The 12,767-nt window shown below is 73.7% G+C and carries 10 protein-coding genes; 2 read left to right on the forward strand and 8 right to left on the reverse strand.

The window, feature by feature from the left end:
- Positions 1–211: 211 nt before the first annotated feature.
- The 7 genes from AB0G56_RS16455 to AB0G56_RS16485 all read right to left on the reverse strand — a co-directional run bounded on the left by AB0G56_RS16455 (position 212) and on the right by AB0G56_RS16485 (position 8,538).
- Positions 212–424, reverse strand: a complete 213-nt coding sequence (locus AB0G56_RS16455; RefSeq protein ID WP_360969638.1) for an acyl-CoA carboxylase subunit epsilon — start codon at positions 422–424, stop codon at positions 212–214.
- 261 nt (positions 425–685) lie between these two features.
- A complete protein-coding gene (locus AB0G56_RS16460) occupies positions 686–2,770 on the reverse strand; it encodes a condensation domain-containing protein (RefSeq protein ID WP_360969640.1) in 2,085 nt (694 codons plus the stop codon).
- A gap of 184 nt (positions 2,771–2,954) precedes the next feature.
- Positions 2,955–3,815: a 4'-phosphopantetheinyl transferase superfamily protein gene (locus AB0G56_RS16465; protein WP_360969642.1), complete on the reverse strand. Its 861-nt coding sequence runs from the start codon at positions 3,813–3,815 to the stop codon at positions 2,955–2,957.
- Positions 3,816–3,844: 29 nt separating this feature from the next.
- The gene (locus AB0G56_RS16470) at positions 3,845–5,557 is read right to left on the reverse strand and encodes a hypothetical protein (protein WP_360969644.1); all 1,713 of its coding nucleotides are present in this window, start codon (positions 5,555–5,557) and stop codon (positions 3,845–3,847) included.
- A gap of 20 nt (positions 5,558–5,577) precedes the next feature.
- Complete coding sequence (locus tag AB0G56_RS16475; RefSeq protein ID WP_360969646.1) at positions 5,578–6,522, reverse strand: SRPBCC family protein; 945 nt, start codon at positions 6,520–6,522, stop codon at positions 5,578–5,580.
- Positions 6,523–6,617: 95 nt separating this feature from the next.
- A complete protein-coding gene (locus AB0G56_RS16480) occupies positions 6,618–7,448 on the reverse strand; it encodes an AfsR/SARP family transcriptional regulator (protein WP_360969648.1) in 831 nt (276 codons plus the stop codon).
- A gap of 373 nt (positions 7,449–7,821) precedes the next feature.
- On the reverse strand, positions 7,822–8,538 hold the full coding sequence (locus AB0G56_RS16485; RefSeq protein ID WP_360969650.1) for a ScbR family autoregulator-binding transcription factor: 717 nt from the start codon (positions 8,536–8,538) through the stop codon (positions 7,822–7,824).
- A gap of 165 nt (positions 8,539–8,703) precedes the next feature.
- On the opposite strand from AB0G56_RS16485, the gene AB0G56_RS16490 reads away from it, so the two are divergent.
- Complete coding sequence (locus tag AB0G56_RS16490; RefSeq protein WP_360969652.1) at positions 8,704–9,654, forward strand: NAD-dependent epimerase/dehydratase family protein; 951 nt, start codon at positions 8,704–8,706, stop codon at positions 9,652–9,654.
- Here AB0G56_RS16490 and AB0G56_RS16495 read toward each other — a convergent pair.
- The gene (locus AB0G56_RS16495; protein WP_360969653.1) at positions 9,631–11,058 is read right to left on the reverse strand and encodes a cytochrome P450; all 1,428 of its coding nucleotides are present in this window, start codon (positions 11,056–11,058) and stop codon (positions 9,631–9,633) included. The genes AB0G56_RS16490 and AB0G56_RS16495 overlap by 24 nt on opposite strands.
- A 399-nt stretch (positions 11,059–11,457) precedes the next feature.
- On the opposite strand from AB0G56_RS16495, the gene AB0G56_RS16500 reads away from it, so the two are divergent.
- Positions 11,458–12,402, forward strand: coding sequence for a ScbA/BarX family gamma-butyrolactone biosynthesis protein (locus tag AB0G56_RS16500; protein ID WP_360969655.1), 945 nt, complete (start codon positions 11,458–11,460; stop codon positions 12,400–12,402).
- The last annotated feature ends 365 nt before the right edge of the window (positions 12,403–12,767 follow it).

Raw genomic sequence — 12,767 nt, forward strand, 5'->3', positions numbered from 1 at the left:
TCAGCTTGCCCTTCGCGTGCTGAGCCGCGGTCGCCTTCTCACTCGGCCCCGCCACCGCCTGCGCACGGATCCCGTGCAACTCGGCGACGCGGCCGTGGATGTCGGCCGCGGCGGCACCGGCGGCCTCAGCTGCACCTGCGGCCTCGGCCGGAGCGGGAGCAATCGTCATCGACATGTCGTCAGTTCCCTTTCTGAGCGGCGGAGCATCTCATCACTGCCAACTGCGCGGCGCTTTGTAGGCCTCCGGCCTCCGCCACCTGCGGGGGCCACCGGCCGTCCGTCTGCCGTCCTGCTCCATGACCGCGTCCGCGTCCGCATCCGCGCGCAGGGCGAGCAGCACGACCGTGAGCGCGGCCAGTTCCTCGTCGCTGGCCCGGCCCCGTTCGACACGCAGGGACGGCTCCCCGTGGTCCGAATAGCCCATGCCCCCTCCTCCGGCTTTTCGGCCAACCATCGGACACCGTGCTCGACGAACACTCTCACTGCGCTTGAGAAACGCTGGCGGAGGCCGGGACCTGCGGTGTGTCCGAGGGGAGGGGGCAGGCGGGGCGGTGGCACGCGCGAGCCGCACTCCCCAGCCACACGCCCCAGCCGCACGCGCGAGCCGCACTCCCCAGCCACACGCCCCGCCCGCGAGACCGAGCCGCACTCCCCCACCGCCCCCAGGGCGCGCGCGGCTTCGCCCTCACACGCTCCGCGCGCGGACCGACTCCAGTGCGCGGGCGAGGGCGCGGGCGCTCTCGGCCACGCCGCCGATGCCCGTCATGACGACGGTGGTGGCCGCGGCGGTGCGGGCGGCCGTGCCCCGGGCGATCTCGTACGCGACCCGGCCCGCCGGCCCGCAGCCGCACAGCACCAGCCGCCGTCCTGGCCCGAGGAGTTCGGGCAACGCCGAGGGCGGCGTGCGGACGTCCCCGGCCAGGCTGAGGGAGACGATGCGCTCCGGGCCCTCGTACTCCCGCACCAGTGACTCGTACACGCCGGGCGGTACCCCGGGCACCGCCACGAGGCAGACGACGTCGGCCTGCGGACCGCCGGGGCGCAGCACGGCGAGGGCGACGGTGCGCGGCTCGCGCCCGTGCCGGGCCATGCGCGGTACCTCGCCGGCCTCCAGCAGACCGAGCACCTGGCCCACGGTGACCTCTTCGTCCTGCTGGTCGGAGAGCCGGCGCAGCAGGTCCATGCACTGGGACAGCACGGCGGAGGCGTCGGCGTCCGACAGTTCGGCACGGTCGTAGGTGGCGGTCAGCAGGAGCCCGCCGTCCGTGTCGTACTGCGCGACGAGGGTCACCGGCAGACTCGTGTCACCGCTCGCGCTCTGCGGTACGTCCACGCGGATGCCCTGGGCGTCGAGTTCCGCCCGCAGTGCCTGGGGCAGTTCGGGTCTGCTGTCGAAGCGGACGAGGGTGTCGGCGAGCCGGCCGGTGTCCTCGCGGCCGCTCCACCGGAGGATCCGGTCACCGGAGACCCACGGGTAGGCGCTCAGGTCGAGGGCCGCGTCGCGCACCTGGCGCAGCAGGTCCACCAGGGGCGCGGCCGGGTCGACGGTGACCGTCATCGGCAGCGGGTTGCCCAGTAGTCCGGGCATCTCCGCCGCGCCCCGCAGGGTCAGGTCGCGGCCGGAGAAGTGCACGCCGAAGCTGACCGGCACGGGTCCCCTTGTGTCCGCCGCCCGGTACAGCAGCAGCGCCCAGACGACGTGCAGCGCGCTGCTCTCCCCGGCGCCCCGTGCGGCGGCCCAGGAGCGCAGCCGGGAGGTCTGGTGGGGGCGCAGCCGGCGCTGGATGCGCCCGGCGCCGGTGAACCGGGTCCGCCCGCCCTCCCGGCCCGGCCGGACCGCGGCGTCCGCCGGCGGCGCGGCGGCGGCCCAGTAGTGGCGGGCCGCCTCGGTGTCGCGGTCCCGGAGCCATTCGGCGTGGTCGCGGATGTCCGGCCGCCGTTCGCCGCCGGGCACGACGCCGCCGGAGAGGTAGGCCCGGTAGAACTCCCGTACGAGCAGGTGGGCGCCGCGGCCGTCGAGCAGCGCGGAGTGGTAGCTCAGCAGGACGCGGGTGGGGGCCGGTTCGGGAGCGGGCCGGGCGCCCGGAGCGGGGCCCGTGCCCCGGGCGGGGGCGGAGCGTTGCGGGGGGCCGTCCAGCAGGGTGACCCGCAGCAGGCCGGGCCGGTGCAGTTCGAAGCCGCGCTGCCGGTCGCGCCGGAGCAGGTCGCTCCAGGCCACGGTGGCGTGCCGGTGGCGTACCACTTCGATGGGCGCGTGGTCGTGCAGGACGAGCAGGGGGGCGCCGGTCCAGTCGAAGGAGGCGCGCAGCACGGCCTCCCGGTCGGCGACGGAGTGCCAGGCGGCGGTGAACCGGCCGGTGTCCAGCGGGCCGGACCAGTTCCAGCAGAGCTGCTCGATGTGCCGGCCCGGACCGCCCTGCCGGGTGACGGCGGCGAGCAGCAGGTCGCGCTGGTGGCCGGTCACCGGGACGGTGCCCGCCGAGAGGGGGGCCAGCAGGTCGGCGAGCAGGTCGGCGGTGAGCGCCGGCGGTTCCGCACCGGGTGCGGTGCCGGCGCGGGTGAGGCGTACGAGGCGGCGGCCGCTGCCGTCGTCGTCCAGGGACACCGTGTACGCGCGGTGCCGGGCGGCGATGCGGTCCGCGACGGCCTCGGCCTCCGCGGCGCCGAGCGGCCCGCACAGCTCGAAGACGAGCGGGGCACCGGGCAGTGCGCCGTGCGGCTCGTGGACCACGGCGAGGACGGCCTGCGCGTGCGAGTGATGGCTGCTCATCCGGCACCTCGGACACCGGACAGGACCGCCGCGGCGGTCCGTACCGGTCTCCTGCCCTCCCTCTCGAATCGTTTCTGCGCGGGCTCCCGGATCGTGTCCCCCCGGCCTGTGCCCGGGTGCCCCGCCGAGCGGAGCCCACGGTCCCGGGCGGCCCGCTCCCTGCGTCTGTCGCCGCCGTCCTCGCTCATCGTCCGCCGGTCCTCCCCGACCCCGGAAAGCTTAGTGTTCCCGCAGGTGAAAGCCATGGTGTCGCAAGTCCGCCTGGATCCGGCCGCAAGCGGGGCTCGACCGGGCCGGCCGCGCGGTACGCCTCGCTGACCAGGTAGCGTTCCCGGATCAGACGGGTGGTGAAGCTCCAGTCGCGGGCGGCGTCGGACTCCTCGGCCAGCCGGGCGCTCCCGTCCGGCTCCCAGCGGAATCCGACGGCGTTGAACCGCCGCCGCATGCCCTGCCCGAGCGCCTTGGTGTACGCCTCCTTCAGCGTCCACAGCCGCAGGAACCGGGCGTTGCGCTCGGCGTCCGGCAGCGCGGCGAGCACCTCGGCCTCCTCGGGCGTGCACACGTGGGCGCGCAGCAGTTCGAAGGACGCGCGCCGGGTCACGGACTCGGCGTCCACGCCCACCGGTCCGCCGCGGCTGACGGCGACGGCGATCAGCTCCTCGGTGTGGGCGAGGCTCAGGTGCAGGTCATGTTCCAGGCCGCGCACCGTGGGCCGGCCGCCCGGCTGGTAGGCGACGTCGAGGGCGGCCGGGGGCACGTCGAGGACCGCGGCGGCCGTGCGCTTCATGACCAGGCGCGAGACCGCGAAAGCGAACCGGCCGGCCGGGGCGGGCGTCTGCCGGTAGCGCGGCCAGTCCCGGCCGAGCAGGGTGCGCAGGTCGGGATCGAGCAGGGCGGCGGTCAGCCACTCGCCCCACGTGGTGTGCACCACCACCCGCCCGGTGTCCTCGGCCCGTTCGCGCACCGCGTCCCACGGCCCCTGGGGGCCGGCCACCTGGACGGGCGGTGCCGCCCGGTGCTCGCTCCGCTGCTCCGTCCCCGTCATACCGCCGCCCCCTGTCCTGCCCGCCGCGCTCACCACAGCAGCCTCGTGCCGTACACGTCGCAGTCGACGCCCCGCTGGATCCGCTCGGCCAGTTCCGTCCAGACGGCCCCGCCCGGATCGGGCGCGCCGCCGGGCAGCGGCACGCCCAGCCGCCGGATGACGCGCTCGAGGGCGAGCAGCGCCCAGTCGCAACCGCCCAGGAAGCCGCCCTGCGCCTGCGCCGCCGCCTCTTGAACGCCCAGCACGGCGGCGGCCAGGAGCAGCAGCGCCTGCCGGTCGGCGAGGGCGCGCGCCGCCGGGTCGGACGCGGCGGCCGCCGACCGGGACGGGCCGCGCAGCGCCCGCTGCTCGGTCGCCAGCCGGCGGGCGTACCGGGTGAGCGCGGCACGGGCCGGGCCGTCCCCGGCTCGGGCCGGCCGTCCGGCCGCACCGGGCAGGACGGCCGCGAGCGCGGCGGTGTCGAGCGCGGCGGTGTCGAGCGGGGCCGACGCCTCCTCGCCGCCACCTCCACCGGACGCGTCCGGCGCGCCGAGCCGGAACAGCTCCCGCAGCGGGGGGCGTTCGAGGTTTCCGGGGGGCGTGGACGGCGCAGGGGGCGTAGAGGGTCCAGGGGGCACGGGGCGTACGGGCTGTTCGGGTTCTCCGGGGTGGTCGGGCTGTTCCGAGGAGTCGGCGAGCCGGGGCAGCAGCCGGATCAGCCGTGCCTGGGCGGACGCCATGGCCGTACGGTCCACCCGGGCGGCCGTGCGGAGGGCGGACTGCCGCGCCAGGGCCTCGCGTTCGCCGGCCGCCGGTCCGGACAGGCTGTCGTTCAGGACCAGTTCGAGGTCGCCCAGCAGCCCGCCGACCAGGTGCGGCACGACGTACCCGACCACGGCGGGCAGCACGGCCGCATCGTCGTCCTGGGTGCCGGCGGCATCGGCGGCACCGGAGCCTGCCGGCACCCCGGCCGCCCCGGAGACCCCAAAAGCCCTGGGCGCCCCGGAGCCCGCCGGCTTCCCGGGCGCCCCGGGCGCCCCGGAGGTCCCGGAGGCCCCGGGCACCCCAGAAACCCCCGAGATCCCATAGACCCCAGAAACAACTCCAGCCCCCCCGCACACTCCCGCCCCGCTGCCCGCAGGCATGCGCAAGGCGCGCAGCGCCACCGTCGTCAGGCTCTCGCAGGCCAGCAGGTCGGCGAAGACCGCGGCGAGCACGGGCCGCCACTGCCGCGCCCCCGGGTGAGGGGTCGCGGGCGCGGTCAGGAGCCGGACGGTGGTGCGCAGCAGGTCGCCGGTGGCGGCGATCAGCGCGGCCGGGCCGAGCAGTTCCGCCAGCCGCGCCCTGTACCCGACCGCCGCCCGCGGTTCCCCTGCCGGGGGGTTCGCCGCGGCGGTGAGCAGCGGGCGGATCACCCAGTCGTCGGCCAGCGCGGCGTCGCGGCGCAGCAACGGACGCAGGACGCGCACCAGTTGGTCGGCGGGACCGCCGTACCCGTCCGCCGCTTCGGGCACGAGCGGGCCCCACGCCGGATCGGGGCGCGGCGGGTCGCCGGCGGCCAGCGCGGCACGCCCGTAGGGGTTCGCGGGATCGTCGGGGTCACCGAGCAGGGCCTCCCACCGCAGCGCGCGCAGCGTCGGTTCGCCGGGCCCGGGCGCCTTCGCGCGGACGACCGGGGCGCGGCCGCCGCTCGCGTCCCGTGGGGCGGGGGGCGTCCGCTCGGTCTGCGGCGGCCGGGGCGGACCAGGTCGGGTGAGGGGCATCGGCGGTCTCCTCGTCGTCCTCATCGCAGCCGGCGCACGGGGCTCTCGGCGTGCCACTTGGCCAGGCCGAGTGTCTCCCTGCCGGCCCGGCCCAGCCACTCGCGTACGTGCAGGCGGGCGTCCGCCAGGCAGGTGCCCTCCCCCATGAGCGGCGCCACGGCCTCCTCCCGGAGCAGCACGCGGTGGGCGGAGACGACGGTCACCCCGGACTCGTCGGGCACGAGGGACCATTCACCGCTGTGCGCCGCGATCAGTTCGGGCGTCAGCGTCTCCTTGTAGACGATCCGTTGCGCGTACGGGAAGCACAGCCGTACGGTCTCCACGGTGACCGTCTCGCCGGTGGCGGCGGCGCAGGTGTCCAGGGCGGCGATCTGGATGCCCGGCTGGTCCTCGGTCACGCTGGTCCACTCGACGTGCGGGATCCGCTCGACCCAGTCCTCCATGCGATAGAGGAAGTCGTACACCAGCTCGGAGGGCCCCTCGACCCGCACGCTGTCCTCGAAGGACAGCAGCAGTTCGTCGAGCCGGTCCCACCGCTGGGCGGCCTCCCGTACCCGGGCGAGCTGCGCGCGGACGTCGGCGTCGAGGGTGTCCGGCACGCCGGCGGGACCGCGGGGCGTCTCGTGCCTCAGGGTGACGCGGCAGCGGTCCGTGCCCTCCGGTTCGACGGTCCAGGTGCCGCTGCTCGTCGCCCCGGGCCAGGCAGGGTCCTCCAGCTCGAACTCGATGGACCGCGTCAGCGGGTGGAGCAGGCGACGGGAGCGGGAGGCGTGCACATGGTCGGCGGTGACGTCCCACACCCACAGCTGTTCCTCGGTCCCGTCGAAGTCCATCTGCTCGACGTGGACGCAGGAGGGCAGGAACACCGGCCACCGGGGGGCGTCGGCGAGCAGGCCGTAGACGACCCCGGCGGGGGCCTCCACGCTGACGGTGGCCTGGGACGAGTGCACCCGCTGGGACGGCATGAGTGCCCCCTCTCCTCCGGTGCGCCCAGACTGCCCCGCGGCGCTGGAGCGGCGCTCGAACCGCGGTGGAGGACCGCCGGGTCCGCGGCTCCCGGTCAGCCCACCTGGGCGAAGCGGCCGGTGGCGGGGGCGCCCACGGCGGAGGGGGTGCCGGCCGGGCCGGACATCAGCATGGACTGCTGGAGCTTGGCGAGCACCGGAGAGGGCTCAAGGCCGAGGGTGCGCACCAGGGTCGCGCGCAGCCGCTGGTAGGCGTTGAGGGCCTCGCCCCGGCGGCCCGAGCGGTAGAGGGCCACCATGTACTGGCCGCACAGACTCTCGTGGCTGGGGTACCTGCTGACGAGCACGGTCAGTTCGGCCAGCAGCTCACGGTGGCGGCCCAGCCGGAGGTCGGCCTCGATACGCTGGTCCAAGGCGCACAGCCGGCTCTCCTCCAGCCGTCTGATCTGCGTCTCCAGGTGGACGCCCGCGTGCACGTCGGCGAGGGCGGGCCCGGTCCACAGGGCGAGCGCCTCGCGCAGCCGGGCGGCGGCCTCGGGGTAGTCCTCGGCGTCCATGGCGCGGTACCCGGTCCCGGCCAGCCGTTCGAACTCGCGGACGTCGCTGCTGCCGGCGCCGCCCTTGAGGAGGTAGCCGCTGGGGACCGTCAGCAGCACGTCCTTGGCGCAGCGTTGCTCCTGGCCGTCGTCCTGCCGCAGGGCGCCGTTGATCAGTTCCCGCAGTTGCAGGATGTACGTCTGGAGGGTGGGCCGTGCGCTGCGGGGCGGACGTGCGCCCCACAGCTCCTCGGTCAGGGTGGCGACCGGGACCACCTTGTCCGCGTTCAGGGCCAGCAGGGCGAGCACCTGGCGGGGCTTGGGGGCGGTCGGCGTGATCGAGACGCCCTGTTCCCGCACGGCGAGGGTGCCGAGTACGTCGATGTCCACGCTGTCTCCCCGTTGGTAGCTGCCCGCGTTCTGGAGCCGTTTCCTAGCAAGCTGAGTAAAAAACAGCATGCGCGGTATGTCAATACGAGGGTTCCGGCCCTGTTTTCCTTTCAGGCTCCAGGGAGAAAAAGGGGCATATCGTCTCATTTTTGAGAAACGACGAGGGACTGAGGCCCGAAATTCGCCTCAGTGGGCACGCATTCCTGACGCGATTACCAGACCACTAAGACTGTTTTACCAAAGCTTTTGGTGCGCCAGGGACAGATGCGTCAGAAGCCGTCGACGACCGCCGGCCCGGCGCGCAGGACGAACCGGCACGCCGGGTCTGTTCCCGGGGAAACGCGGCACGGCGCCGGGGACGGCCGGCGCGGCGTCACTCGGCCTCGGCGGGCACCCGCGTCCGCAGCCCGAACGCCTGGACGCTCTCCGGGGTCGACTCCGCCTCGTCCCGCACGCGCTGCTCGCTCTCGCGGACGATCTCCTCGACGCGTTCGGGAGTGACGACCAGCCGGCTCAGCACGGCCGGGACCGCGATGCTGGGCAGCAGGTGCTCGAAGAGGGACACCACCCGCTCCACCAGATCGGTCCGGTCGCTCAGCGTGTGGGAGTAGACCTGCACGCCGGTCCAGGACGCGGAGATGATCCAGGCGCTGGCCGCCGGGTCGACGTGCGTCAGCAGTTCGCCCTGCGCCTTCGCCTCGTGCAGCACCTTCTCGGTGGTGGCGATCCACAGGGCGACCGCCTGGCCGCCGAAGAGCGTGCGCATCTCCTGGCCCAGGGAGAGCCGGGCGGCGGCGCTGACCACCGGGTCACGGCGCATGCGGTGGGCGGTGAGCAGACCGGTGTCCACCAGTTCCTGGAGCTTGCACACCCGCGGCGCCAGGGAGACCTCGGCGAACTGGGCGTTCAGCACGCCCTCGGCCAGCGCCTGTTTCGACGGGAAGTGGAAGTACAACGCCCCCTTGGTGACGCCGGCCCTGGTCAGGATCTCGCCGATCGTGGCGGCCTCGTAGCCACGTTCGTCGAAGACGGACGCGGCGGCCTTCAAGATCGCGTGCCTGGTGCGGATCGCACGCTCCTGTTGTGCCACGACTCCTCCTACGCGCTTGCTGCCTGGCGAACAATGCCCTCACTGCTTGTTCCCCTCTAGAAACAAAACCAGGTAGTCCGTATTTTCACAAGCAGTGCCGAGCGGTCTCGTGCTCGGCGCGGCCGGAAGCAGCAAGGGTGTTCAGGACCGACAGGGGGCTCGCGTATGCCGCAGCATCTTCTCATCACCGGGGCGAACGGCTTCATCGGCAGGCACGTGGTTCGGGCCGCGCTCGCCCGCCCCGAGACGAGGATTCGGCTGGTTCGCCACCATGGCGCCGTCACCGCTCCCGACGGGGACCGCGTCCGGGTGACCCGCGCCGACCTGGGGGACACGGCCTCGCTCGACGGACTGTGCCGGGGCGTCGACACCGTCGTGCACTGCGCCTCGCGCATCAGCGGTGACGAGGCCGCCCTGCGCGCGGTCAACGAGGAGGGCACGGCGGCCCTGGTCGCCGACGCCCTGCGGCACGGCGTACGCCGCATCGTGTACGTGAGCACCGCCGCCGTCTACGGCCGCGGCCCCTTCCGCGGAGCCGAACCGCACGAACTGCCCGTCCGGCCCCGGTCCGCCACCAGCACCACCCGCGCCGCCGCCGAGCGCAGCGTCCTCGCGGCCGGCGGCACCGTCCTGCGCCCGCACCTCGTCTACGGCACCGGTGACCGGTGGGCGATCCCCGGTCTCGCCCTGCTGATCCGGCACCTGGGGGCGCCGGTCGCGGACAGCGGCGTGCACTCGGCCGTCGAGGTGTCCGCCCTGGCCGAGGCCGCGGTGGGCGCCGCCCTCGCGGACCCGGACCGCGATCTGGCGGGCGCCCACCACGTCAACCACCCGAGCCCGGTGTCCGGCGGTGTCCTGACGGAGGCGGTGGCCGGCCTGCTCGGGGCCGACGGCGCCGCCGCCCCGCTGGACCCGGAGCAGGCACGCGCCCGGCTGCAGGAACACCCGCAGGCGCTGCACCACCTCGACATGCTGACCTCGGACCACTGGTTCGCCAGCACGTCGATCTGGCGGCTGCTGGGCCTGGACCCCGGTCCGGAGCCCGCCCGGGGCCTGGCCCGCCACCTGCCGTGGTACCGGGCACAGCTGGGTTCACCCATGTACGCCGGCCGCTGAGACGCGCGCGCGGGAGCCGCCCTCGCGCTGCGGGCCGAGCCGGAGCGGAACCTCCTGGTGGCCGTTGGAGATGAAGGAACCCAGCGGACGCAGGTTCTCGGCCGGTACCGCGAGGGCGACCTCCGGGAACCGTTCGAACAGGCCGCGCAGCGCGATCTCCGCCTCCATACGGGCGAGTTGGGCGCCCACGCAGAAGTGCGCGCCGTGTCCGAAGGAGAGGTGTTCGCGGCGGGTGGCGCGGGTGACGTCGAAGCGGTGGGCGTCGTCACCGTGCACGGCGCGGTCGCGCCCGGCCGCCGCGAAGGAGATGACGATGGGCTCGCCCTTGGCGATGACGGTGTCCCCGACGGCCACGTCCTCGACGGCGTAGCGGAGGATGCCGTTGGCCCCCGGCGCCTCCGCCCGCAGCGCCTCCTCGACCGCGTCGGCCCACGTGGCCTCCCCGGCGCGGACGCGGGCGAGCTGGGCGGGGTTGGCCAGCAGCAGGCAGACGGCGTTGTCGAGCAGGTTGACCGTGGTCTCGTACCCGGCGGTGAACAACAGGATCAGGTTGTCGACCAGTTCCTTCTCGCTGAGCCGCGAACCGTTGTTCTCGTCCCGGGCGTTGATGAGGCTGGTGGTCAGGTCCTCGCCGGGGGTCTCGCGTTTGAGCGCGACGAGCCGGCCCATCGTCCGGTACAGGTCCACCTGGTTGCTCCGCGCGGCCTCCATGGAGGCGGTCGTGTCGAAGAAGCCGCTGATGATCCGGTGCAGTGACGCGCGGAACTCCTCGGGGATGCCGAACAGTTCGCTGAGCACACGGGTGGGCAGCAGGTGGGCGAAGCGGCTGCGGAAGTCGACCGGCCGGCCGCCGCCACCGGCGCCGCTGCCGCTGCCGCTGCCGCTGCCGCTGTCGCTGTCGCTGTCGGCACCGTCGCCGCCCCGGCCGTCACCGGCGCCGCCCCTGCCGCCGCCGTCGCTGCCGCCCCCGTCGCTGCCGCCGCCGTCGCCGTCGCCCTCACGGGCGAGGTCGTCGAGGAGCGCTTCGGTGATCTCCTCGACGCGGGGGCGCAGCAGGGCCACCCGGCGCGTGGTGAAGGCCGAGGCCACGAGCCCGCGCAGCCGCTTGTGGTCGTCCCCGTAGGCGGTGACCATGTTCTGCACCGAGACCCAGATGGCCAGCGGCCAGGTCTCGGCGATCTCGCCGTTGATCCACGCGGGCCAGTGCCGGTAGGCGTCCTTCGAGATCCGCGGGTCGATCAGCAGTTTCCTGATCGCCTCCTGCCCGCTCACCAACCAGGCCTCGACGCCTCCGGGCAGGACGACACGGGTGAGCGGCCCCTGCTCGCTCAGCCGGGCCGCCTCCCCGTGGATGTCCCGGCCCGACGGGTCGATCGCGTACGGACACTGCTGCTGACGGGTCATCGATTGTCTCCAGAGAGCCAGATCCGCAGGACATCAGGTGACGACGGCGGCCCGACCGTAGCACTGCTCGGGAACCTCCATCGGTACTTCACCAGAACCATAACAAACCAGACGACCGGTTTTGCAAGAGCAGGCGACCTGGAGAGTGACAAGGGCCGTCATCGACAGTCAATCACGGAGGAAATGTCCGCTTCTCCCGCAACCGATCGACGGTAAGCCCGAATAACGCCTTTCCTCACCAGGAAAGTTGCGAGTTTGAACTACCGAAAAACGGAGCCGCGTATTCAGTCGACCCGCTGACACTTGCCGAATCCTTTACCTTGAGGCCCACGCAATAAAACCGGTGGGTCCGTATCTTTGAGGCGTCGTCGAACAAAGCTTCCAGGCGGGGGATCTGCGATGGATTTGCACAGTGCGCACGACGAAGTGGGACTGCCGACGCTGCCGCGTCTGACCACCACGGTCCCGAAGGAATACGTTCACCGCGCCTGCTTGGCCGAGGTGTTCCTGACCGGCTGCACCAGCCAGGAGGACCAGCGGTTCTCCCTCACCGGCCAGTGGCCCAGGGCGCACACGCTCTTCAACCGCTCCGACGGGAACGGCCACGATCCGCTCCAGGTAGCAGAGACGTTTCGGCAGGCAGGCATGTTTCTCGCCCACGCCGAACTCGGTGTTCCGCTCACCCATCAGTTCGTGATGTGGAACCTCAGCTACACGACGTATCAGCAGCACCTGGGGATCGCGCTCAGCCCGACCGACTTCGAACTCGACGCCAGATGCACGGAGATCACCTGGCGCCGGGGGATGGCCGCCTCGCTGCGGCTCGAACTGTCCATCGTCCGGGGCGGAGCCCTCGTGGCCCACGGGGCGGGCACCTTCTCCACCGTCCCGCCGGCCGTGTACCAGCGGCTGCGGGCGAACCGCAAGCCCGGTCCGGACGACGCGTTCGACCTCGCGGCGTCCCGGCGCCCGCTCGACCCCGCGTCGGTGGGCCGCACGTCCCGGGCCGACGTGGTGCTCAGCGCCACGGACTCGCCCACCCGCTGGCTGCTCACCCCGGATCTCGCCCACCCCATCCTCTTCGACCACGCCGGGGACCATCTGCCCGGCATGGTGCTCCTGGAGGGCGGCCGCCAGGCGGCGTGCGCCGTGCTCGCTCCCAGGGGGCTGGTCCCGGCGAGCGCCACCACCGAATTCGTCCGCTACGCCGAACTGGACCGGCCGTGCTGGATGGACGTCACCCGGGTGACTCCCGAATCCGGCGATATGACCACGGTTCAGGTCACCGCGCACCAGGACGGCGAGACGGTCTTCACCTCGACGATCACCGGTCCCGTCAGCTGACGGCACCCGCCGGGGCCCGGCCGGCCCCCGCACCTCCTCGCCGTCCCTCCCCTCCCGCTCGGCCTCCCACCGCCCACGGCGCTCGTACTGCTGAGCCGCCGCCGGGCGATGGTGTTCTTCCCCGGCCGAACGGTCCGCCTCCGGCTCACCGGCGCGCGCGGCCGGCCGTGCGTCCCAGGTTTCCCCGGTCGACGTTCCCTCGGTCGACGTTCCCGCGTCCGACGCCCCGGGCTCCTCCGCCCTCGGCTGGGACGCCCCTGGTTCCGCCGCCCCCGGCCCGGCCGGAACCGGGTTCATGGACGGTCTCTGCCTCGGCGATGAGGGCGCTCATGCTGTCTCCTCTCGTCGGCAAGCGATCCGATGCC

The organism is Streptomyces sp. NPDC021356 (assembly GCF_040641015.1).
GTDB lineage: Bacteria > Actinomycetota > Actinomycetes > Streptomycetales > Streptomycetaceae > Streptomyces.